Source organism: Flavobacterium cupreum, assembly GCF_003996965.1.
In the GTDB taxonomy this organism is placed as follows: domain Bacteria; phylum Bacteroidota; class Bacteroidia; order Flavobacteriales; family Flavobacteriaceae; genus Flavobacterium; species Flavobacterium cupreum.
In genome coordinates this window covers 95,812-120,007 of record NZ_QWDM01000002.1, presented here as the reverse complement: position 1 = coordinate 120,007, position 24,196 = coordinate 95,812, and the positions used below count along the sequence as shown (strand labels likewise).

The 24,196-nt window shown below is 36.2% G+C and carries 18 protein-coding genes; 4 read left to right on the top strand and 14 right to left on the bottom strand.

Annotated features, from left to right (window positions below):
- Positions 1 to 37: 37 nt before the first annotated feature.
- The 9 genes from mdh to D0817_RS03100 form a co-directional block, all read right to left on the bottom strand.
- Positions 38 to 973 carry a malate dehydrogenase gene (gene mdh, locus D0817_RS03140; protein WP_127336948.1) on the bottom strand — a complete coding sequence of 312 codons (936 nt, stop codon included), beginning with the start codon at positions 971 to 973 and terminating at the stop codon, positions 38 to 40.
- Positions 974 to 1,083: 110 nt separating this feature from the next.
- Complete coding sequence (gene gyrB / locus D0817_RS03135; RefSeq protein ID WP_127336947.1) at positions 1,084 to 3,024, bottom strand: DNA topoisomerase (ATP-hydrolyzing) subunit B; 1,941 nt, start codon at positions 3,022 to 3,024, stop codon at positions 1,084 to 1,086.
- 303 nt (positions 3,025 to 3,327) lie between these two features.
- Positions 3,328 to 6,060: a M16 family metallopeptidase gene (locus D0817_RS03130; protein WP_127336946.1), complete on the bottom strand. Its 2,733-nt coding sequence runs from the start codon at positions 6,058 to 6,060 to the stop codon at positions 3,328 to 3,330.
- A 206-nt stretch (positions 6,061 to 6,266) separates the two neighbouring features.
- Positions 6,267 to 7,883: an asparagine synthase B gene (gene asnB / locus D0817_RS03125; RefSeq protein WP_127336945.1), complete on the bottom strand. Its 1,617-nt coding sequence runs from the start codon at positions 7,881 to 7,883 to the stop codon at positions 6,267 to 6,269.
- Positions 7,884 to 8,119: 236 nt separating this feature from the next.
- Positions 8,120 to 9,796 carry an asparagine synthase B gene (gene asnB / locus D0817_RS03120; RefSeq protein ID WP_127336944.1) on the bottom strand — a complete coding sequence of 559 codons (1,677 nt, stop codon included), beginning with the start codon at positions 9,794 to 9,796 and terminating at the stop codon, positions 8,120 to 8,122.
- A 450-nt stretch (positions 9,797 to 10,246) separates the two neighbouring features.
- A complete protein-coding gene (locus tag D0817_RS03115; protein WP_127336943.1) occupies positions 10,247 to 10,696 on the bottom strand; it encodes a hypothetical protein in 450 nt (149 codons plus the stop codon).
- Between the two features lie 271 nt (positions 10,697 to 10,967).
- The gene (locus D0817_RS03110; protein WP_127336942.1) at positions 10,968 to 12,722 is read right to left on the bottom strand and encodes a TonB-dependent receptor; all 1,755 of its coding nucleotides are present in this window, start codon (positions 12,720 to 12,722) and stop codon (positions 10,968 to 10,970) included.
- Between the two features lie 115 nt (positions 12,723 to 12,837).
- Positions 12,838 to 13,701, bottom strand: a complete 864-nt coding sequence (locus D0817_RS03105; RefSeq protein WP_127336941.1) for a PhzF family phenazine biosynthesis protein — start codon at positions 13,699 to 13,701, stop codon at positions 12,838 to 12,840.
- A gap of 130 nt (positions 13,702 to 13,831) precedes the next feature.
- Positions 13,832 to 16,846 (bottom strand): tetratricopeptide repeat protein, encoded by a 3,015-nt coding sequence (locus tag D0817_RS03100; protein ID WP_127336940.1) that lies wholly within the window; start codon positions 16,844 to 16,846, stop codon positions 13,832 to 13,834.
- A gap of 472 nt (positions 16,847 to 17,318) precedes the next feature.
- On the opposite strand from D0817_RS03100, the gene D0817_RS03095 reads away from it, so the two are divergent.
- Entirely contained in the window at positions 17,319 to 18,002 is a 684-nt protein-coding gene (locus D0817_RS03095; protein ID WP_127336939.1) for a cell division ATP-binding protein FtsE, read from the top strand.
- A 7-nt stretch (positions 18,003 to 18,009) separates the two neighbouring features.
- Here D0817_RS03095 and D0817_RS03090 read toward each other — a convergent pair whose 3' ends face one another.
- Positions 18,010 to 18,831 (bottom strand): 2OG-Fe(II) oxygenase, encoded by an 822-nt coding sequence (locus D0817_RS03090; protein WP_193555350.1) that lies wholly within the window; start codon positions 18,829 to 18,831, stop codon positions 18,010 to 18,012.
- Positions 18,832 to 18,882: 51 nt separating this feature from the next.
- Between D0817_RS03090 and D0817_RS03085 the strand changes: the two genes are divergently transcribed.
- Positions 18,883 to 19,794, top strand: coding sequence for a glycosyltransferase family 2 protein (locus tag D0817_RS03085; RefSeq protein WP_127336938.1), 912 nt, complete (start codon positions 18,883 to 18,885; stop codon positions 19,792 to 19,794).
- 12 nt (positions 19,795 to 19,806) lie between these two features.
- Positions 19,807 to 20,733: a glycosyltransferase family 2 protein gene (locus D0817_RS03080; RefSeq protein WP_127336937.1), complete on the top strand. Its 927-nt coding sequence runs from the start codon at positions 19,807 to 19,809 to the stop codon at positions 20,731 to 20,733.
- Here D0817_RS03080 and D0817_RS03075 read toward each other — a convergent pair.
- Together D0817_RS03075 and D0817_RS03070 are read right to left on the bottom strand one after the other, a co-directional pair.
- A complete protein-coding gene (locus tag D0817_RS03075; RefSeq protein WP_127336936.1) occupies positions 20,716 to 21,123 on the bottom strand; it encodes a sugar 3,4-ketoisomerase in 408 nt (135 codons plus the stop codon). The genes D0817_RS03080 and D0817_RS03075 overlap by 18 nt on opposite strands.
- On the bottom strand, positions 21,120 to 21,947 hold the full coding sequence (locus D0817_RS03070) for a glycosyltransferase family 2 protein (RefSeq protein WP_161568414.1): 828 nt from the start codon (positions 21,945 to 21,947) through the stop codon (positions 21,120 to 21,122). Before D0817_RS03070 ends, D0817_RS03075 begins: the two co-directional genes overlap by 4 nt.
- 41 nt (positions 21,948 to 21,988) lie before the next feature.
- On the opposite strand from D0817_RS03070, the gene D0817_RS03065 reads away from it, so the two are divergent.
- Entirely contained in the window at positions 21,989 to 23,134 is a 1,146-nt protein-coding gene (locus tag D0817_RS03065; RefSeq protein ID WP_127336934.1) for a glycosyltransferase, read from the top strand.
- 210 nt (positions 23,135 to 23,344) lie between these two features.
- On the opposite strand, the gene D0817_RS03060 is transcribed toward D0817_RS03065, so the two are convergent.
- Together D0817_RS03060 and D0817_RS03055 are read right to left on the bottom strand one after the other, a co-directional pair.
- Positions 23,345 to 23,731: a hypothetical protein gene (locus tag D0817_RS03060; protein ID WP_127336933.1), complete on the bottom strand. Its 387-nt coding sequence runs from the start codon at positions 23,729 to 23,731 to the stop codon at positions 23,345 to 23,347.
- 39 nt (positions 23,732 to 23,770) lie between these two features.
- Positions 23,771 to 24,100 carry a DUF1493 family protein gene (locus D0817_RS03055; RefSeq protein WP_161568413.1) on the bottom strand — a complete coding sequence of 110 codons (330 nt, stop codon included), beginning with the start codon at positions 24,098 to 24,100 and terminating at the stop codon, positions 23,771 to 23,773.
- Between the last annotated feature and the right edge of the window lie 96 nt (positions 24,101 to 24,196).

The window sequence follows — 24,196 nt, the reverse complement described above, 5'->3', positions numbered from 1 at the left end:
GCAAAAGTGCAGCCTTATCTTTTTTTTACCAAAATCCTTATACTAAAATCGATTTTAGGGCATCATTCATACCTCTAACTGCATCTGCACTTTTGGCAAACAAAGCCTTTTCCTGCTCGTTTAACTGGATATCCAGAATTTCTTCTACTCCGTTTTTACCGATGATACAAGGCACTCCTATGCAGATATCGTTCTGACCGTATTCTCCTTCTGTAAAAACAGAACAGGCAATCATTTTTTTCTGGTCATTTAAAATACTATCCACAAGGTACGCTACAGAAGCTCCCGGCGCATACCACGCAGAAGTTCCTAAAAGACCTGTAAGGGTAGCTCCTCCAACCATTGTATCTGCTGCCACTTTTTGCAATGCTTCTTCTGAAAGAAATTCCGTCACCGGGATTCCGTTATAAGAGGCCAGACGGGTTAACGGAATCATAGTTGTATCACCATGACCTCCAATAACCATTGCAGAGATATCGTTTGCCGGTTTATCTAAAGCCAAAGACAAATAGGTTCTGAAACGGGAACTATCTAAAGCACCTCCCATACCTATAATTCTGTTTTTTGGCAATCCGGTAGATTTTAAAGCTAAATACGTCATAGTATCCATTGGATTAGAAACTACAACAATGATGGTATCGGGTGAATGTTTTAACACGTTCTCAGCAACTGTTTTCACAATTCCTGCGTTGATCCCAATTAATTCTTCACGGGTCATTCCTGGTTTCCTTGGAATTCCGGATGTAATAACAACTACATCACTTCCGGCTGTTTTAGAATAATCATTGGTTACTCCGGATACTTTGGTATTAAAACCTGTGTTTGTGGCACATTGCATAATATCCAATGCCTTTCCTTCGGCAAAACCTTCCTTAATATCCAACAACACTACTTCGCTGGCAATTCCTCTATAAGAAATAACATCTGCACATGTAGCTCCAACATTTCCTGCTCCTACAATGGTAACTTTCATATTTTATACTTTATCGGTTATTAATTAATTTTTATGTCTCTAAATGACAATTCGCTTAATTGTTTAGTAAATTTAAACAATTAAACGAATTGATTTATTAAACTTTTATTTTATGCGTCAATATTTGCATAAACCGCATTTTTCTCGATAAACTCTCTACGTGGCGGTACTTCGTCACCCATTAGCATTGAGAAAACCCTGTCGGCTTCTGCCAGACTGTCGATTGTTACCTGGCGTAAAGTTCTGAAATTCGGATCCATGGTAGTTTCCCACAATTGCTCCGCGTTCATCTCTCCAAGACCTTTATAACGCTGAATAGCGGCACTTCCTCCCATTCTTTCGTTCGCCTGATCACGCTGCACATCATTCCATGCATATTCTTTTTTATTACCTTTTTTAACAAGATATAAAGGCGGAGCTGCAATGTAAACGTGGCCTTCTTCGATCAGTTCTTTCATGAAACGGAAGAAGAACGTTAATATTAAGGTAGAAATGTGACTACCATCGACATCGGCATCACACATGATGATTACCTTATGGTATCTGAGTTTTTCAAGATTTAAGGCTTTACTGTCTTCTGCAGTACCAACGGTAACTCCTAAAGCGGTAAAGATATTACGAATCTCTTCGTTTTCGAATACTTTATGGTGCATCGCTTTCTCTACGTTCAGAATCTTACCACGTAAGGGTAAAATCGCCTGAAACGCACGGTCACGACCTTGTTTTGCTGTTCCACCAGCCGAATCTCCCTCGACAAGGTACACTTCACATCTTGCAGGATCCTGTTCAGAGCAATCTGACAATTTACCCGGCAATCCGCCACCGCCCATAACGGTTTTACGCTGTACCATTTCACGTGCTTTTTTAGCAGCGTGACGAGCTTGTGCCGCCAAAATCACTTTCTGGATAATGATACGCGCATCATTTGGATTTTCTTCCAGATAATTCTCTAACATTTCTCCAACAGCCTGAGAAACCGGAGAAACTACTTCCCTGTTTCCTAGTTTTGTTTTGGTTTGTCCTTCGAATTGCGGTTCGGCAACTTTTACCGAAATAATAGCTGTTAATCCTTCACGGAAATCATCTCCTGCAATTTCGAATTTCAGCTTGTCCAGCATTCCGGATGCATCAGCGTATTTTTTAAGCGTTCTTGTCAAACCACTTCTAAAACCCTGTAAATGCGTTCCTCCTTCGTGCGTGTTGATATTATTTACGTAAGAAAAAATATTCTCTGTATAACTTGTATTGTAAATCAGGGCAACTTCAACCGGAATCTCCCCTTTTTCGTGATCCATGCTTATTACGTGAGAGATAATAGGCTCACGGTTACCGTCTAAATAACGAATATATTCTTTAAGACCTTCGTCTGAGTGAAAAACTTCTACTTTAAACTCTCCTTTTTCATCTACTTCCCTTTTGTCTGTAAATGTGATGGTAATTCCTTTATTCAGGAAAGAAAGCTCACGCATACGAGCTGACAGAGTATCATAAGAAAACTCAATTGTCTGAGTAAAGATGGTATCGTCCGGGTAAAAAGTCTGGCGTGTACCTCTTTTTTCCGTCTCCCCAACTTGTTTAACAGGATATATGGCTTTACCTCTTTCGTATTCCTGCTCGTAGATTTTACCGTCTCTGAAAACAGTAGATTTCATATGAACGGAAAGGGCATTTACAACCGAAACCCCAACACCGTGTAAACCTCCGGAAACTTTATAAGAATCTTTATCAAATTTACCTCCGGCACCAATCTTAGTCATTACTACCTCAAGTGCCGAAACACCTTCTTTTTTATGTAAATCAACCGGAATACCACGACCATTATCTTCAACTGTTACTGAACCGTCTTCGTTAATTGCAACACCAATAGTATCACAATGTCCTCCCATCGCCTCATCAATAGAGTTATCAACAACCTCATAAACCAAATGGTGTAGCCCTCGAACCCCTACATCTCCAATATACATCGATGGACGCATTCTTACGTGCTCCATTCCTTCTAATGCCTGAATACTATCTGCTGAATAATTGTTCTTCTTGATTTCTTCGCTCATATAATTTATTCTAAAAAAATGTAATTATTGTCTAACACGCAAATATATAAAAACGCAAATTATATATCCGTTAAATTACGATTTAAAGCTGGTAAGTTATTAACATATTGTCAAAAAAAGCCAATAAAAAAAGGAACAATCGATTTAAATTCCAATTTTTCAAAATTCCAAATTCCAAAAGTTGATTATGCAAAAAAACCGAAACAAACATCGTGATGTCATTTCGGTTTTTGAAGTTTTTATTTTTAAAATTTCAAATGCTAAATTGGAATCCGGAATTTTAAAAAATTGGAATTTATTTTATTATTTTTTATTAAAATCTCCTGCATAAACAGAAGTCATTTTATCCAGACTTAAATACTTCTTTAAAGCAGCATTAACCTCTTCTACTTTTAACGCTTTAACTTTAGTTTCCAAGACATCATAGTCTTCCAACGGAATCCCGTATTGCAAATAAGTATTAACAAGATTCATCAGAGTTTCATCACTTCCTAATCTTGTTTTTCTCTGATTCTGCCAACTGATAAGGTTTGACTTTAATTCATCAGCAGTAAAACCATCTTTTAATGCTTTTGAAATTTCTTCTTTTGTAGCCGTTTCAACTGCATTCTTTTTTGCAGGATTTAAAAAAGCGTAGTATGACCATGAAGCAACATCGCTTGTAATAGGCACATCAATAAACGAGCCGGCACCGTAACTAATTCCCTCTTTTTCTCTTAATCGCATCGGAATTCTTGCACTTAAAAAACCTCCGCTCCCTAATATTTCATTAGCCATTACAAATGCAGGATAATCAGCACTTGTTCTTGTCATTTTAAAACTAATTCTGCCCAATGCTACCGCATTTTCTTTATCCGGAGTTATAAAATCCTTATCCAAAACTTTTGTTTCAAAATAAGAAGGTTTCGCTAATTCATATTTTGATTTAGAGTTCCATTTTCCAAAAGTTTTTTCTAAAATCTCAACTGTTGATTTTGCATCCAAATCTCCTACTACACTTCCAACACCATTATTTCCGCCAAGTATATTTTTATAAAAATCAACTATCTCAGTTTGTTTTATCTTTTTAAAAGCATCAATCTGTTCCTGAATTGTTGGTGTATAAAAAATACTTGACTTATCATATTTCGTAATCTGTCTTGAAAGCTCCGTAAAAGCAACCGTTTGAGGATCATTAAGATTAGACTCTAAATAAGTATTATATTCTGTAATCGTTTTTGTTAATTCGTTTTCCGGAAAAGTCGAATTAACCAACAAATCATTTAAAATGTCCATTACTTCTTTAAAACTTTCTTTATAAGTACTAATGTTAACCGACAAAGTTTGTCCTGAAAAACCAAAATTCACACTGGACTTCAACTGATCTAACCGATCCTGAATTTGTTCTTTTGTTCTGGTTTTGGTACCTGTTTTTAATAATTGCGCCAGAATTCCACCAGTATTTGTTTTACCTGCTAATTCTTTTTCATTACTAACCGGAAATTTAAAACTGGCCTGAACTTTTCCGCCTTTTATTTCTTTTTTAACCAGTCCGTATTTGACACCATTACTTAGTTTGCCTTCTACAAGATTTTGTTTTAAATTTTTGATGGAAGATTCAAATGCAGCTGTTTCTTTTTCTAACGCTTTTCCTTTGTAATCTTTAGTAAGTGCTGTTATTTGCTCGTCTGTAATTTCTACAGATTTCAATCGCTGCTCCTCTTTAGACGGAATAAAAATTCCAACGGTTCTGTTATTGCTTCTGAAATATTTCTCCGCAACTCTTTGTATATCTTCTTTTGTCAATTTTTCGACAGCATCACGATAGATAAACCCAAGTCTGTAATCTCCTGCTCCAATAATTTCCGTCAGATTGATTGCATAAGAAATGGTGTTGTTTTTTATACTTTCGATCTGTTTAATGATTTTTGCTTTCGCTCTTGCTACATCTTCATCGGTATATTTCGTTGTCGGGATTTTATCCAGTTCCGCGCGTACGATATTTTCTGTTTCCTTAATGTCTTTATCGTTAGGTACGGCCACTCCGAAATACACAAAACTTGCATCTCTTACAGTTGGCTGCCAGCTGTAAATACTGGACACTTTACGCGCTTCTACTAATGTTTTATAAAGATAACCGGAAGGATCTGCCGTTAAAATCTCGGTCAAAGCGTCAATGGCGGCGTAATCTTTATCAGCATAAGGAGCGGTATGATACAAAGCGCCTACGTTTTTACTATCACCTGCTCTTTTTAATTCTACAAATTTTTCTCCGTCCTGAGCCGGCTCAAGGGTATAGGTTTTATCCAAAACTCTTTTTGGTTTTGGTATAACTGAAAAATACTGTCCAATGTATTCCAGTGCTTTTTGCTCATCAAATTTACCTGCAATTACCAAAGTTGCATTGTCAGGCTGATAATATCTTTCGTAAAAAACCCTTAATGTATTTGCTTTTACGCGTTCGATGTCTTCTTTGCTACCTATAGTGCTATTTCCGTAATTATGCCATAAATAAGCGGTAGAAACGATTCTCTCCTGCAAAACACCATCCGGATTGTTTTCTCCAATCTCAAATTCATTTCTTACCACAGAGAATTCTTTATCCAGGTCGGTCTGCAGAATCGTAGAATTAACCATCCTGTCTGCTTCCATCTCAAGGCTCCACTTCAGGTTTTCATCATTCGAAGGAAAAACTTCATAATAATTGGTTCGGTCCAGCCAGGTCGTTCCATTGGCATTTCCGCCTTTGTCTGAAAGCATTTTTTTGATATCACCCAGGTTTTTAGTACTCTTAAAAAGCATGTGCTCCAGTAAATGTGCCATTCCTTTTTCACCATACCCTTCATTTCTGGAACCCACATTATAAATGATATTGACAACCATATTACTTTGGGAGGCATCCGAAATCAACAGTACTTTCAATCCATTATTTAATGAATATTCCTTCACTCCTTCTACATTGGTAATGTATTTGGGGGTTTCCTTTTTTTGAGCGTAACCAGAACTCACTACGCCCAGGGCGCAACACAAAATTCCTTTAAGTAATACTTTTTTCATACTTTCATTCAATTATTAAAACACGATTAATTATTTATGACTGAACCAAATATAGTACTTTTCTTAGACACAGCTAATCTTAAAAATAGAATCCTATAAAAAAAATCCGAAACAAACTTTTAAAATGTCGTTTCGGATTTTGATGTTATTCCTGTAAATCCAATTGCTATCTGGATTCTATTTATTTTTAGTAAAGATTTTATCTTTTAAACTGCCACTCCGGATTTTGCAATTTTAACATCCGCTTTCAGGTGGGCTGCATTTGCTCTTCCGCTTGGATCCTGGTTTTCCTGCCATTTTGGAATCCATTTTCGAACGGTTTGCGCCGCACTGACCTGCGGATAATATTTATGGAATATCGATCGGTATAAATACGCTTCTTTTGTGGTTGGCGAATTGTATGGGAATTCTGCATTGGCACCCTGTAATTGCTCGTCTGATACCTGTGTCGCACAATATTCAATTAACTCGTCAATCCAGTTGTATCCGACTCCATCTGAAAATTGTTCTTTCTGACGCCATAAAACTTCTGTCGGCAAATAAGGATTTTCGGGAGTGTCAAATGCTTTTCTCAGAATGTATTTCTCAATTCCGTCGTATGTTTTTGGCTGTTTTTCATCGGGTTTGATCAGTACATTGGCATCAAGGAAATCCTTATCTAAAAAGGGAACCCTTGTTTCGATACCATTGGCCATGGTCGATTTATCAGCGCGCAATAAATCTGCCGTAAACAGTTTCTGCACCCTTTCGATCGTCTCTTTTTGAAATTCTTCTGTTGACGGAGCATTTCTAAAATACAAATGTCCTCCAAAAATTTCATCAGCACCTTCTCCCGAAAGAATAGCTTTTATACCTTTCTCCGCTATTGCTTTCGACAATATAAACATGGGTACACTCGCTCTTACCGAGATGACATCGTAGGTTTCAATATTCTGAATTATTTTTTCCAACACGTCAATTCCTTCCTGAACAGAAAAATGAATTTCGTGGTGTTCTGTTCCCAAAAATTCAGCTGCTTTCCTCGCAATTTTATTATCGGGAGCATCAGCATTTAAGCCAATTGAAAAGGATTGTATTTTTTTTCCGGTTCCGGCCAGTAATCGGGTCGCAATCGAAGAGATCAGAGAAGAATCCAGACCACCTGAAAGCAAAACACCGACTGGTAAGTCACCCATTAAGCGCTTACGGACTGCTTCTGTCAGCGTTTCTCTTATTAAAGATAAATCAAGATCATGATTTGCTTTTTCGTAATCCTCATATTCCGGCTGGTAATATTTTACAAAACCGGTTTTCGGGGTATAATAATGCCCGGGAGGAAAAGTGGAAAACGTTTTGCACTGATCTGCAATCGGTTTCATTTCAGAAGAAAAATAGATCCTTCCTCTTTCATCCAGACCATAATACAAAGGCTTAACACCCAACGGATCCCTGCCGGCAATATAATCGTCTCCGTCAATGATTACAAATGCAAAATCCCCGTCTAACTTATTACAAAAATTATATCCGAATTCCTCGTACAAGTGCACAATAACTTCTGAATCTGATTTCGTTCTGAACGTATACGCTTTTAAAAGTCCGTTTTTTAATTCCTGATAATTATAGATTTCCCCATCATGTGCCATCCAGGCATTTTTAGTTCCCTGAATAGGCTGTTTCCCTGAATTCAAATCTATAATCGACAAACTTTCATGGCAGATAATACTGCCATTTTCCATGATCTGATACCCTCTTTCATCAGGACCACGGTGCGACATTCTTTTAGAAAGCTCCCTCACGAGCTGCGGGTCTTTTCCTTTACCTATAACGGCTAATATTCCAGACATACCATTCTTTTTTTTATTTCTATTTTTTTTAGCAACCTTAAATTTTATCTCACAGTATTTTTAAAGTTCATTTTCAGGATATTCTTTGGGGAATGTCAAATATAAAAAAGAAAGTTAAATAATTGCCAATAATTATTTTTAAGTAGCTGAAATAATACAATTTAACATTTAACAAAGAAAAACGTTCCCGATTAAGAGAACGTCTTTCCTATTAACAATTTTTAATTTAATGATTTTTATGCTTTTACGTAGGCATCATCGTGTACACTTGACACTGCTCTTCCGGAAGGGTCATTCATATTTTTGAACGCTTCATCCCACTCCAGGGCAATTTTTGTACTGCAGGCCACACTTGCTTCCTGCGGCACACATAAAGCGGCTGCATCACTCGGGAAGTGTTCTGCAAAAATAGAACGGTAATAGTACTCTTCTTTTGAAGTTGGGGTCTGTAATGGAAATTTAAATCTCGCATTGGCCAGTTGTTCGTCTGAAACTTCTTTTCCAACTACTTCTTTCAAAGTATCAATCCAGCTGTATCCTACTCCGTCAGAAAACTGCTCTTTCTGTCTCCAGGCAACGCTTTCCGGCAACATGTCTTCAAATGCTTTACGAACTACCCATTTTTCCATTGGGTGCTCTTTGTTGATCATTTTATCCTGTGGGTTGATGCGCATGGCAACATCCATAAATTCTTTGTCTAAAAACGGTACACGGCCTTCAATTCCCCAGGCTGCCAGACTTTTATTGGCACGTAAACAATCGTACATATGCAGTTTACTTAATTTACGAACGTTTTCTTCGTGGAATTCTCGTGCATTTGGCGCTTTATGGAAATACAAATATCCTCCGAATAACTCATCTGCACCTTCACCTGAAAGTACCATTTTGATTCCCATTGACTTGATAACTCTCGCCATCAGCCACATTGGAGTCGAAGCCCTAACCGTAGTTACATCATACGTTTCCAGGTTATAAATTACATCACGAACTGCATCTAAACCTTCCTGAATGGTGAATTTAATTTCATGGTGAATAGTTCCGATATGTTTGGCTACAATTTGTGCAGCTGCTAAATCAGGAGAACCATCTAATCCTACTGAAAAAGAGTGCAATTGCGGATACCAGGCGTCTGTGGTATCATCTGATTCAATACGTTTTTGTGCAAATTTTTTGGCTACCGCCGAAGTAATGGACGAGTCTAAACCTCCTGAAAGTAAAACTCCGTAAGGGACATCACTCATTAATTGTCTGTGTACTGCCGCTTCCAGTGCTTCTTTTATTGCAGGAATGCTTGTTTCGTTGTCTTTTACGGCATCATATTCTGTCCAGTCTCTTTTGTACCATTGTACAAATTCGCCATCTTTACTGGTCATGTAATGTCCAGGAGGAAATAACTGAATTTTGGTGCAATATCCTTCTAAAGCTTTCAATTCAGAAGCTACATAAAAAGTCCCATGCTGATCCCATCCAATGTACAACGGAATAATTCCCATATGGTCACGGGCAATAAAATACTCGTCTTTTTCTACATCATAGATTGCGAATCCAAAGATTCCGTTCATTTCATCCACGAAATGAGGTCCTTTTTCCTGGTAAAGAGCTAAAATAACTTCGCAGTCACTTTCGGTCTGAAAGTTATATTTTCCTTCAAATTGTTTGCGCAATTCCCTGTGGTTGTAAATTTCACCGTTTGCAGCCAAAACCAGTTTTTTATCTTCTGTAAACAAAGGCTGCTTTCCTGAAGCCGGATCTACAATCGCCAGACGCTCATGAGACAGAATTGCTTTTTCATTGCTGTAAATTCCGCTCCAGTCCGGTCCGCGGTGACGAATGATTTTAGACATTTCTAATACTTGAGGTCTTAATGTTTCGGCTTTTTGTTTTAGATCAAAGGCACATACGATTCCACACATAACTATATATTTTTATTTTTAAATTTTATTTTGATAGGGCAAAGATGCAGTAATGGTTATAATTGAAAAACACAAAAGCCAAATTCAATTACAATTTATAATCATAAGTTGAATTTTACATATAAATTGTAAAATTTTAACACCAAATAAAGCTTCAAACTTGAAAATTTCAATTTTGAAGGTGAACAAAGAAAAAAACTCAATGTTTTAAAGAGATCGTTGAATTATAATGACTGATGCTTTCAAAACGATGAAAGATTATTAACAGAAGAAATAGAAGTTCTTTAAAAAATGTGGTTTTCTAAAATCTAGTAGTGTGGATACGCTCACAAATACATTTATTGTTTTAAGTAAGCATATTTCTAAGCTGCAAAATGTGGCACGCAGATTTGGCAGATTAAGCAGATTTATCGCTGTTTTAATCTGAAAAAGAATAAGTGATGTGAATTGTTATAAAACACTCTCGATGGTATAATGCGTTTTATTAATTTCAAACTGAAACCCCATCTTATTTCCCATTAAATGCGAGCCTAAAGGAGACTGAGGCGAAAGGGCGATCACATTTATACCGTCAATCGTAATTTTGGGAAGGGCAACGCTTAAATACAGATAGATTCCGTTGGCTTTGACAAGACTTCCGGAAATAATATTTTCTGCTGTTTTGGCGGCATCAATCTTATCTAAAATTGCTTTTTGAGTGATAGCTTCTTTTAGTTTATTGGTCAGTTTTTCCTGCTCGATATGCATCATCGACAGTGCTGTTTCGTGCTTGTCGCCGGCCGAACCTTTTGCATCGTTTTTAGAATCTTCGGTCAGAGCAGAAATCATGTCCCTGAAAACATCGATCCGATCCTGGACCATTTGTAAGTAATGCTTATGTATTTTTTGTTTGAATTCCATTGTGTAGTTAACCGCAAAGGGCGCTAAGTTTACGCAAAGGTCGCTATTTTTTAGGCCACGAATTACACAAATTTGCACTAATTTTCGCGATTTTTTTTTGCCACTGATTAAAGGATTAGAATGATTATTCTATTTGCTTATAATTTATAAATACTTTAATTCGTGAGAATTCGTGTTATTCGTGGCTAACTATAAAAGCAAAGTTCGCTAAATCTCTGTAAAGACTTAGCGAACCCTGCGTAAAACTTAGCGCCCTTTGCGGTAAAAAGAATTAAAAATCGAACTTATAATTGGCGCCGCCTAAGACCTGAAATCCCTGTACCGCGTAATTTAGCCATTTTTCGTAAGCCTGATTTCCGATATTATTCAGTTTTAAGAAGAAAGTCAGACGTTCGCTGTATTTGTATCCTAAATGCGCATTGGCATCAAAATAGCTTTTTAAAGTTACCATAACAGGATCTGTGGCAAAATCTAAATTCGACTGCATATCCTTACGTTCTCCCACATAAAAAACATTCAGGCCGGCATACCATTGTTTGGTGATATTGACATCCAGGTTTGAGCTTAATTTTATTGTTGGTAAATTCCAGGCTTCTAAATCGCCGTCATTTTTGTAGCTGTTAAAAGTTCCGTTGATTCCAAAAGTAACATTTTCAGAAAAATCAGCTTTTAGTTCCCCGTAAAAACGAAATGTTCTGACGTCCTGATACACCACTCCGAAAGAGTTTCCGTAGGCGTAATTTTCATTTGCAAGGTCTTCTGTGTAATCATTGCTTTTAAACAATGCTTTATTCTTTTCATTCAGATAAGAACCTGTTACGTTATAATTGATATTATTGGCCAGTTTCCCTTTTAATCCTGCAAAAACAGTGTATTGATTGCTCGTCGGCCTCATGTTAAGCGTTGGAGACAGAAATGGGTTTTCGGTTACAAAATCAGCATAGGAATTCTGATTCAGGCTACCATTTGCCCCGGCATAAAAAATCATCAGGTCACCTACTAATTTATAAGAAGCATTTACTTTTGGATAAATATAAAATTTATTCCCGCTGTTTTCAGAGTCCAGACCGTAAAACAATCCTGCCCCTAACTCTAATGTCCAGTCGTTTTCAAGAATTACAAAACTAGGCTCAATTCCAAAATTAGTAAGGCTGTATTTTAAAGGCTCCGTATTATCATTCGCATAATTATTTTCGAAACTTCCGCTCACGTGGTCTACAATAATATTGGTATTGATAGACTGGTCCATCACCTCGACTTTAAACGATGGTTTTAGGTAAAACCTGTTTTCAGAAGACGAAAAATTATCTGAGAAATGCGTAAATCGGGTTGATATCTTATTAAAAACACCTTCTGTAAAATCAATATTCCCACCTAAAGATATGGTGTTGTACGAGTGATTCGGATTAATTTTATCCACTAACTCTAAGCGCTCTCCGGGAAGCAAGGCCGAACCAAAGGCTGCAGGCAAACCGTACCAGTTGTAAATCTGGTTTTGATATCCTAAATCGACGGCCCAGGACATATCGCGATTGTTGGCACCATAGCCAATATTTAAAGCGGTATCATAGAATTCATCATTCAGTTCTGCGTCTTTTATGCCGCCCTGAGACGAATGATGACGGAACATTCCGGAAAAGTAATCGTTATTTCCTAAATCCTGTGTTACAAACAATTCCGCATTTAAAGTGGAATAATTCCCTACTCCTACAGTCGCATAATTGCTAAACAAACGTTCCTGTTTAGACTTCTCTACGCCTTCTGCTTTTCCTTTTGAAGGTGTAAAAGTGGAAGCCACCGGAACAGACAAGATACTGTATTTAATCGTTTCTTTGGGCTGGTTTCCCGCATCGTCAATCGAAGGGGTTTCTTTTACCTTAAAGGCATCTGATACTGTCGGCGAATAGGGCTTTACCACATTTACTGTTTCAGTTCCGATACTTTCCTCTTTCGTCTGCGAAAAGGAAAGCTGAAAAACAAACAGCAAAATCAAAAGGATCGTTTTATTATTGAAATTCATTTTCATATTTATTTTATTTTGTAAAATCCAATTGGTGAAATGTGAAATGTCTTTTTTCAAATTACATTTTACAATCAGGCATTACATTATCTAGTTTTCTAATTATCTAATCATCTCATTATCATGCTTCCCAATCTCCCTTGGCAACAAATTGAGATTTTCCTCCAATTTGTATTGTATACTCGTTCTCTGTCAATTCTCCTTTAAAATAAATTCGGGACGGTCGGTTTATAAAATCGCCCTGATGGTTTATCGTCTCTATTTTCGCCGAATGATATTTTAGAAGAAAAGCCTGTAAGCAGGTACTGGCGCTTCCTGTCGCGGCATCTTCCACCAGTTGATTGTGTTCTACACAAAGCATTCTGCTTATTATTTTGGAATCTTCCAGGCAATAAAAATATAAGGCCCTGTGGTTTGTTTGGCAATTCTTCATCAGCCAGTCATTTGTTTTGTCTTTGTCTAAAACCAATGCCTCCAAAGCTTTTTGATCTTTAAGCGGAACGATCACAAAAGCACTTCCCGTGGTCACTTCCTGAACAGGATACTGATCCTCAAAATCTTCACTTTTTAAACTACTGAAGGATAAAAAGTCTTCCTTATCGAAAACATTTAAAAATTCCGGCTGAGCCGCTTGTAACCAAATTAAATCTTCTGTTTTACGAATCGCAATTTCTCCAATCGGAACTTTCAGTGTAATGGCATCAGGTTCATTTTTGAATATTTTATGGATCAGCACCCACGAAGTTCCGATAATGGGATGGCCTGCAAATTTCATTTCACTTGCCGGCGTAAAAATTCTGATTTCGGCTCTATTATTTTCAAAATCCAGCTTTGTAATAAAAGTACTCTCGGCAAAATTGATCTCTTTGGCGATCCTCTGCATTTCTTCCGAACTTAGATTTTCTGCTTCCAAAAAAACCGCCAGTTGATTCCCGGCATATTTATTTTCAGCAAAGACATCAATGATATAAAAAGGTAAAGTCATTTTTCTTTTTTTTAAAGAGAGTATAGAGAGAAGAACATAGAAAATAGATTTTCCTCATCTACCTCTATTTTTTCTATGATCTATATTCTATATTCTATATTCTTTCTTCTATATTCTATATTCTATATTCTTATTTCGTAATCGACGAATTCGTTTTAGACTCTTCCAGTTTAATAGCGCTCAGTTCTCTTTTCGCTTCTTCCACTACATCCGGATAATCGGTGAAATTATTGATGACATTATCTAAAATATAAGTGGCCTGATAGCTGTCTTTCAGTCCGTAGAAATTTCTGGCCATCAGCACCAGACTTTTCGCACCGTAATATTTATAAGCCGAATAACTCTTCGCTAATTTTTGAACTGCCACATTGGAAGCATCAAATTTGCCTTCTTTTGTTTTAAAATAGGCATCATAGTACAGCGCCTCTGCTGCCAGTTCTCCTTTTGAAGTGGTTGACAATTTAGCATAGGCAGTTTTTGCCTTGTCTTCATCACCGGTCTGCATTGCGGCACGGGCTACGATAATCTGTGCATCTGCTTTTACGTTTGCATCTGCTTTTGAATTTTGCAGTACTTTGTCAGCGTAGACCACTGCATTTGTATAGTCTTTTTTATCGTAGTAACACTTCATCAGATTGGCCTGTGCGAAGTTTTGGTTCTGGGCAACATCGGCTTCATTATCTAAACGAACCAATACCGGAATCGATTTGTCACAATCTTTTGCTTTCAGGAAAATCTGGGCCAGTCTGTTTAATGACTGCTCCGTAAATTCATTTCTCGGCTGATCTGTTACATATTGATAATTGACAACCGATTTCGTTTCCGAACCTTCTGCGTAATACAATTGTGCTAAATAATAGTTTGCCTCCAACGCATGAATTCCGGTTGGGAATTTGCTGATGTAACCTGCAAAAGCTGTAATGGCCACTTTACTGTTATTCTGACTGTATTGTTTAAAAGCTCCTTCGTATGTATCGTTATCCAGTTCTGCATCTGTAACCTCGACAAAATCCAAAGTACGTACCCAGGTGGCATATTCGTCTACTTTTCCGGAATCAACGTAAATTAATCTGGCAGTTGAGACTGCTTCTAAAGCTTCCGGTGTTTTTGGAAACTCGGCAGCAACTTTTTTAAATTTTACTAAAGCTTCATTGTCACGATCTGTATTGTAGTATACCAGACCTTGTTTCAGGATTGATTTTGAAGTAAAGGCCCCGTTTCTGTATTCAGAAATCAGCTGATCGTATGTTTTAATGGCCAAATCATTCTTTTTCTGCGCAACGTAAGTATTTCCTAATTCATACAAAGCGTCATCCCTGTAAGATGATTTTTTATACATCAACAGGAAATTATTCATCTCTTCGATTTTTTTATCGTTTTTAGACATAAAACCGTAAGAAAGTGCTTTTTGATATTGCGCATAATCCGCGTCAACCCCTTTGGATTCCATGGCTTTGGCGTACGCTTCCATGGCCGGCCCGTATTTGGCACTCACGAATCGGCAATCTCCCAAACGTAAGTACGAATCATTTAAACGTACTTTATCTTCTTTCGAAGTATCAATTTGGGCCTGAAAATAAGTACCGGCCTGATCGTATTCTTTCAGTTTAAAATAAGCGTAGGCTATATTATAATTGATGTTTTTGTATTCGTCAGTTGTTTTTGCCGCAGCCAGTCCCGCAAATTGTTTGTAACTCAGTAAAGCAGCCTTAAAATCATCGGTCACATACTCTGATTCTGCTTTCCAAAAGGTGGCTCTGGCTGTAAAGTCAGGATTTTTTTGTTCTTTTACAGCGTTATTGAACATTTTTAGTGCTTCGCCATAATTGGCTTCATTATACAATTCCACGCCTCTGTAAAAAAGGACTTTCTGGTAGGCTAATTTATTTTCGGGAGTTCGGTTCTTCTCCAGTAAAACCAGAGCTTCCTTGTAATTTTTTGAAGAGATATACGAATCCACCAGTAGTTTTTCTACTTCTGATCTGCTGGAATTGTTTGGGTATTTTTTTAAGAAATCAAGCAGAATGCCGGGAACGGTCTGGTATGCATTTCCGATTTCATAACTCAGTTTAGCATAATTTAAAGCGGCGTCTTCCTGAATCTGGGTGTTGAAATCCATTTCAGAAGCGTTTTTGAAAGCATTTAATGCCTCTTGTTTTTTTCCGGTATTCAGGTAACTCAGCCCTAAGTGATAATAGGCATTTTGGGCTACGAAATCTTTTCCTTCAATAATTTTATTGAATTGGGAAATCGCGCTTTCGTAGTTTTTTTGCTCATAATACGCATACCCCAGCTGATAAAAATCGGTGTTATTCCATTTTCCTTTTCTGCCTTTGTATTCCTGTAAAAACGGAATCGCTTTGTCGTATTGTTTTAAATTGAAATAACTTTCCCCAATAATTTTATTCAATTCCGATTGCTCAAGGGCATTTGATTTCCCCATTGCCTTTTGGCCCAAATCAATCGCTTTTTGGAAATTTCCTAATTTGAAATTCATATCGGCCTGATAGTACGACAGCTTTTCCTTGTATTTTTCTTCTCCTGAAACTTCATCAAAATACTTGGTCGCTTCTTTGTAATCGTCTCCTTCATATGCCATAAACCCTAAGTAATATTTGGCCTGAGAGCCAAACTCGGGAGAATTAACCACCTTATTGAAATAGGTTGTTGCTTCTTTTTTGTTTTTAGCATTAAAATAACTGTATCCTTTCTGAAAGTTGAATTTATCCAGGTCAGACTTGCTCATATAGCTTTCATCTACCTTGTCAAACCACTGCAAAGCTTTCGGATAATTGCCCTGTTCGAAGAAAAAATGAGCCACTTCTACATAAGCCTGATTTTGTTTTGTACTTGTCGGATAGTCGGTTACAAACTTTTCCATCAGTGCATCAGCATTCGCCTGATTCGTCCTGATGGCGCAGTTGGCAATGTAATAAGCACAATCAGACTGAACTTCTTCTGTCGTGGCGCTATTCTTTACATATTCAAAAATATGTTGTGCCGAAGCGTATTGTTTGTCATTGTATAAAGCCAGTGCTTTGTCAAAATCCTTTAGATCGTAGGTATATATAGCTGATTTTTGCGCTGATACCAGGGTCGAAAAAAGGACAATTGGTAGTAAAAAGAACCAAAAAAGTTTACGCATTTTATTGTTATTTAGTATTCAAATTTATCATTTAATACCGTTTATAACGAAACGTTTCGGCCTTTTATTATAAAAAAACATTTTAAAAACTTATATCTGACAGCTTCTGCAAGCATATCTCTTAACCATATAAGTTGTGTAAGTTATTATAAGTAAGACTCTTTAACAAACCGCTCCATGAGATTGAGAGTATATCAATTTCATAAATAAAAACCTTACCCATCATTTCCTAAAATGAACTTACATCACTTATATGGTTCAATTTTTCACGGGCTAAATGTTTTTATAACGTACTTATTCCTTCACAATTCAATACCAAAAACCTGCCACACCATTCTCTAAAATGAACTTATATCGCTTACAGGGTCTGATTTTTTATTTCTTTCTATTATAGGTTTTCTTCAGAAATGATTGAAATTTATTTTGAATCCATCCGTTATCTTATTACTTTTACCATTCAAATCAATTTATTATGTCACAAATCGTACTGTCTCTTAAAGAAGTCACTATATATCAGGAAGGAAGAAAAATTTTATCTCATATTAATTTAGATGTTCAGCACGGTGAGTTCATCTACATCATCGGGAAAACAGGTTCCGGAAAAAGTAGTTTTATGAAAACTTTATACGGCGATTTGCCTTTAAGTGAAGGAGAAGGCCACATCGTTGAATTTGATCTGGCGACTTTAAAAGAAAGTGAAATTCCGTTTTTGAGACGTAAAATTGGAATTGTTTTCCAGGATTTTAAATTACTGCCGGACCGTTCTGTAAAAGACAACATGCTTTTTGTACTAAAAGCAACCGGATGGCATGAAAAAGACGCCATGGAACACAAAATCGATGAAGTTCTGGACAAAGTCGGAATGAAAGAATTTGTAAACAAAATGCCTCACCAGCTTTCGGGAGGTGAACAACAACGTGTTGCCATTGCAAGAGCGCTGCTAAACGATCCTGAATTTATCCTTGCCGATGAGCCGACCGGAAACCTTGATCCGCAGACGAGTTCTGAAGTATTGGAAGTTTTGAAAAAAATCAACGCCAACGGTAAAACAGTTATCATGGCCACTCACGATTATGCTTTATTGATGAAATTCCCGTCTAAAACCTTAAAATGTGAGGACGAAAGAATTTTTGAAGTGGTACAGCGCAGCGTATAAAACCCAATTATTTTTTATAAACATGTGGGTTTTCACGAATTCCCTTTTTAAACAACTTTCTCAGATTCATTCTAAGAAAAGTATCTATTTTTAAAATTGCATCCGTAAATTTATGTTCAGGCCTTCCTCTGAAGGAAGTAACGTGAAATTTATCTGTTGTGTAAACCGGTACTTTTGAAAAGTAATAATTGGAAATACAACATCTGAATCCGTCAAAAACGATTGGCGACACCGAATGCAGCGACTGATTGTGCGTCACCATAACGGCCAATCGGTTGAATTTACTGTGAATTGTTACTGGTTTGTTTTGTAAACCGTCGGGCCACAATTCGAGATTTCCGCCATATTCCTCTTTCCAGTCCGGTGTAACGTAATACAATAAATTCAGGACACGCCAGCGCTCTCTGTCTTTATCGTGTGAATTATCTAAATGTGGATTTAAAAACTGTTTGTTTCCCATCATAGAAAGTCCGCCTGCATACAAAAACTCATCCGGAATTGGCGCTTCTATCTGGCAGATCTCCCCAATTAAATGAACAATTTTAGGATCCTGAAAAGCATAAATAATTTCCTCCAATACAGGATTATAAAGGTTCATCTGTACCGCTACAAATTTATCTTCCTTGATGCTTTTCTTTAAAATCATCTCTTCTTTCTTCGGGAAAACATTGTATAGACCCATAGCTATTTCTTCAGGAAGCAAATCATCGATAAAAAGGTAGCCAATTGCGTTTTTTGACGCGGCAAACTGGGTGGCTAAAAGCGTTTTGTTATCGTTGATTTTATTATAAATAATTTCAGCAAGTGCAATTCTATTTATAAATTCCATACTTTTGAATCTTCTGTTACGTTGCAAATATATTACTAAAAATTGCTATTAATGCTCTCCATTCTTATCCCGACATACAATTATACTATTTATCCGCTTGTTTTAGAATTACACCAACAATGTTTAGGTTTAGGGATTGCATTTGAAATTATTGCAATGGATGATGCTTCAACAATTGCAGCTGCTGAGAATGAAAAAATAAATACACTGGAATATTGCCATTACGAAATACTGAGCACTAATATTGGAAGAAGCAAGATTAGAAACCTACTGGCCGGAAGAACAAATCATAACTGGTTACTTTTTCTGGATGCTGATGTTTTTCCAAAAAATAAAGACTTCATTTCCAACTACATCAATCAACTTGGAAATGACCCGAAGTTAGTAAATGGAGGTTTAGTATATCCTGATGAAAAACCACAAAAAAGCAAGCTGTTTCGATGGATTTACGGAAAAAACAGAGAAGCGTTAGACTATAGAAGAAGACAAAAAAATCCTTACCTCAGTTCTTTAAGCCTTAATTTTATAATTCATAAATCGATCTTTGAGAAAGTTTCTTTTAATGAATCTATTCCAAATTTGAGGCATGAAGATACTTTATTTTCTTATAGCTTAATGAAAGAAAACATTCAAATAGAGCACATTAATAATCCTGTTTATCATTATGGAATGGATGATTTTGAAGTGGCCATTCGCAAAGAAAATGAATCGTTGCATGCTTTAAAACACTTAATTGACAATCAGTTACTGCCTCCCGACTACGTCCGGCTTTCCAAATTGCTATTGAAAATTCACAGAATAAACGCATTGTCAGCGGTTGCCTTTTTTCATAAAATAACAGCTTCTCTTTTTCTAAAAAATTTAGGCGGTAACTATCCTTGTTTGTTTATTTTTGACTTGTACCGATTGGGTTATTTATGCCAACTTGAGAAAGAACAAAAAGGCTATATTTCAACCCGTTAAACCTTAAAAACAATGCCTTTTTTTTCTATCATTATTCCGTTATACAACAAAGAAAACTTTATCGAAAATACGATACAAAGTGTACTGGCTCAGACTTTTCAGGATTTCGAAGTGATTCTGGTGAATGACGGATCAACGGATAACAGTGAGAAAAAAGCGCTCCAGTTTAAAGATCCCCGAATTCAGTACTATTCCAAAAAAAATGAAGGCGTTTCACTGGCAAGAAATTTCGGTATCGAAAAAGCCAGCGCACAACACATTACTTTTCTTGATGCCGATGATTACTGGTACCCTGATTTCCTGCAGGTAATGTTTGAACAAATCAGGCAGTTTCCGGAACAAAAAATTTTTAGTGCCGCGATTGAAATTGAAACTTCAAAAAAAATATTTCCTGCTCAGTATTCCATACCCAAAACTGGCAGTTCTGAGCTTGTAAATTACTTTCGCGCCAGTACAAAAGAACCCATTATCTGGACTTCCTGCGCGGTATTTCACAAAAGCATTTTTGACCAAATCGGAGTTTTTGACCCTAACATAAAAAGCGGTCAGGATACAGATCTCTGGATTAGAATCGGATTGGTTTATCCTGTTTTGTTTTCATGGAGCATTCTGGCGCGCTATGTCTATGACAACAACAGCTTGTCTAAAAACGATACATTACTACATGCAAAAATGGATTTTTCGAAATTTACAAAGCTTGAAAAAACGAATGCTGACCTGAAGCATTATTTAGATTTAAATCGGTTCTCGCTCGCCATAAAAAGCAAATTAACCGGCAACAAAGCCCTTTTTACTCACTTTTATACCGGAATTGATTTAGGGAAAATAGGCTTCAAAAAAAGATTTTTACTAAGCCTTCCCTCCTCTTTATTATGGCTGTTGATTCAGATAAAATTAAAAATGGCTGACCTTGGTCTAGGCTCATCGGTTTTTAAATAGTTTGAAATTTTTATATTCCCTGATGTAGTCTTCTTCGTCAAATTCGTCCGAAGCCAAAACCAGACAAACTGCACCGGAAGAAAAATTTTGCAATTCCCGCCAGATCCCTTCTACGATTAACAAGCCTAAATTAGGCCTGTTGAGTGTTACGGTCTGCGATGTTTTTCCGTCTTTCAAAACCACGTCAAAACTTCCGCTCAGAGCGATTAAAAATTCCTGCTGATTTTTATGGGCGTGCCCACCGCGTTTGCTTCCGCTAGGAACATCATACAAATAATACACCCGTGTTGAGGCAAACGGAATGGTTTGCCCTTCTATAACTGAAAGATTGCCGCGCCTGTCCTGAATTTTTGGAATTTCGATTAACTGAATATCAGTATTTGTAGTCATAGTTTATGTTGCGTTATTTCTCTGAATTTTGCGATTCCTGCAAAACCGGTTTTATATTTTTCTCCAATTTCAGAAAAGCGAATGTACTTTTTTCTAATCAAAAAAAAGACATATTTTGCCAGCCAGATGTAAGCGAAGCTTCCATGCAATTTATAAAATAAAGCCGCTCTCGAATAAATTAAAGTATCGGATCCTTCGTCTTTTCCCGATGAAAATTCAGGATGCGAAACTATAATTTCCGGGCTAAAATAAACGTTCCTGTTTTGATTTAAAGCTGTTTTTAAAAATAAAAATTCTTCGGCAGTTTCAAAAAAGGAACCCAGTCCAAAATTGGTGTCAAAAGCGATATTCTTTTTTCTAATCTCTGCTACCTTGAATGCAATTTCAATGGAACTTACACTCCAGATGGTTTTTGAATTATGTTTGAAAGGTGAATTCCATTTTTTCTGTGGCTGCAAAGCACCAATCCGCTGATGATTAAAGGTAATGATATCCGCTTTTTCCTGAATTTCGAAAGCCAATAGAATATCTTTTCTGAAGTTTTCTGCAAAAACAACATCATCATCGGTGATCAAACAGATTTTTTTTGAGGCATTCTGAATGGCTTTGTTCCTGCTTTTAGACAGACCTTTCTCAGTACTATTAATTACCTTAACAGATTCAAAATCAGAAGACAAAATCTTATTTTTCGACTGATTTATAATCAGAATATTGAAATTTGAAAAATGTTCAAACGGAAACATAGGCATCAAAAAATCAAAATTGCTTCTATCTTTGGTAGCAATTAAAATTTCGAAGTCCTTTTCAGAAAAAACATTTGACATTTTCATATATATTTACGTAAATATAAATATTTCCGACACAAATGAAAGTACTATTGGTAGGAGAATATAGCAGGCTGCATAATTCTTTAAAAGAAGGACTGGAAGTGCTGCAGCATGAGGTCACCATTATTGCAACAGGGGATAGTTTCAAGCAATTTCCTGTGGACTATTCTATTTTTCCCAGGTACTTTATGGAGAACAAACTCTTAGTATTTTTAAACAAAATTTTGTTCCGTCTTTTCAAACTAGATTTGCCACTGGCTGAAAAAGGAATTCGTTTTTGGTTGTTTTTACCCCGATTAAAAGAGTATGATGTCGTTCAGTTGATCAATTCCAACGCAATTGAAACCTATCCTTTTTTTTCTAAATTTTTATTAAAAAAACTCTTTCGTCAGAATAAAAAAAGTTTTCTGCTCGTTTGCGGTGAAGACACGCCCATAATCGATTTCATGCTAAAAGATTCTCTAACATATTCTATTTTGACACCCTTGCTAAAAGACAGGAAACTTGCTTCTTATTATCGTTTTTCACTAAAATACACTCAAAAAAAATATCGCGATTTATATGATTTTGTAAGCAAAAGTGTTTCCAAAACAATAGTTTCTGATTTGGATTATAAAATTCCATTGCCGGAAAAAACCTTAATTCCGAATCCGGTAAATACCGCTAAAATTGCTTTTGAACCGTTGGATAGCGTCCAAAAAGTCATCATTTTTTTAGGCGTAAATAATACAAGCAGCATAAAAAAAGGAACACTTTTTTTCGAAGAATCTCTTAAAATTATTCAGCAAAAATATGGCAACAAAATAGCTATCATCAAAACTGAAAACGCTCCTTATAAACAATACATCACCCTTTACAATCATGCGCAAATTGTATTAGATCAGATATACTCGTATGATCAGGGATACAATGCACTCGAAGCAATGGCAAAAGGAAAAGTGGTTTTTACAGGTGCAGAAACTGAATTTAACAACTATTACCACCTTACCGAAAGAGTCTGCGTAAATGCGCTTCCGGATGTAGATTATCTGGTTGCCGAATTATCGTATTTAATCGAAAATCCCGAAGAAATAACGGAAATGGGCAAACGTGCCAGGGCTTTTATCGAGAAGGAACATGATTATGTAAAAATTGCTGAAAGCTACCTGAAGGTTTGGAGTGAAAGTGAAAGAAAAGTTTATTAAAACTACCTCATAACCTCTACCAATGTTATTGCTGTTTTAATTTTTACTTCTTATTTTTTGACATTTTGACATTGTAGGTTTGCTAGGTTATTTCTCCGTCACCGCTCCATCACCCCTATACGAAAATGAAATCAGAAACTTTTAGAACATTTTCTCTTTTTGCGTCACATTGTCAGGTATGAAAAGATTTATTTATTAACATTATTTCTTTTATTTTGACAGAAGCAATGAAATTGTACTGCCGTCTTTTTGAATAAAAATAGTATCACTATTTTTATTTTTGCTAATTATAAAAGGAGCTTCAATATCAGATATCCTTGGTTTATGCTCACTTCCTTTAGGTCTCCATATAGCGTCATCCTCTATCTTAATTGTATTAGTTCCAACTATGAAAGTGGAGCTATTTACGTAGTATTGGTCATTTAAAATGTATATACCTCTTTCATTGTAAGCTTTTTTAACCCGTAGGTTATCTATCTTATCCTCATATTGAATAGCACTTATTTCTGATTGAATAGTATTATTAATTGATATTAAATACATAAAAATTATTATTCCCAAAGTGAGCATAATTATAAAGAATGCCTTTTTATTCATAATCTAAATTTTAGTTTTGTCCTAAAGGCTTTCTTGTCTCTATGATGGATCAAACCATTCTTTTCTCTTAGCGACTTCAATTAAATGTTTTATTGTGAGTGCTGGTTTTAAAGGATATTCTACTTTGTCAAAAAATAATCGAATGAAAACTAAACTTCTCCAAGAATAATTTGGATATATAAAATACTTACTAACAATGAAATTTGAATAATCAATATTATACTTTTTAAAGAACGTTTCCATTAAATTTTCAGCATCTAAATCAAATATTTTATATTTTTCATCCCCTATATTTGTGTTTAAATCTATGTCTCTTAGACCTGTAGTTGATTTAAAAAAGTTTGCTATTTCCGTTTCTAATTGTACCATCTTTTTAAGGTTTAAATCCATTATAAAGTGTATTGCTTCTGTGAACAATCATTCCAGCACCAATAACAGAAGAATTTCGTCCTAGAAAAATCCCTA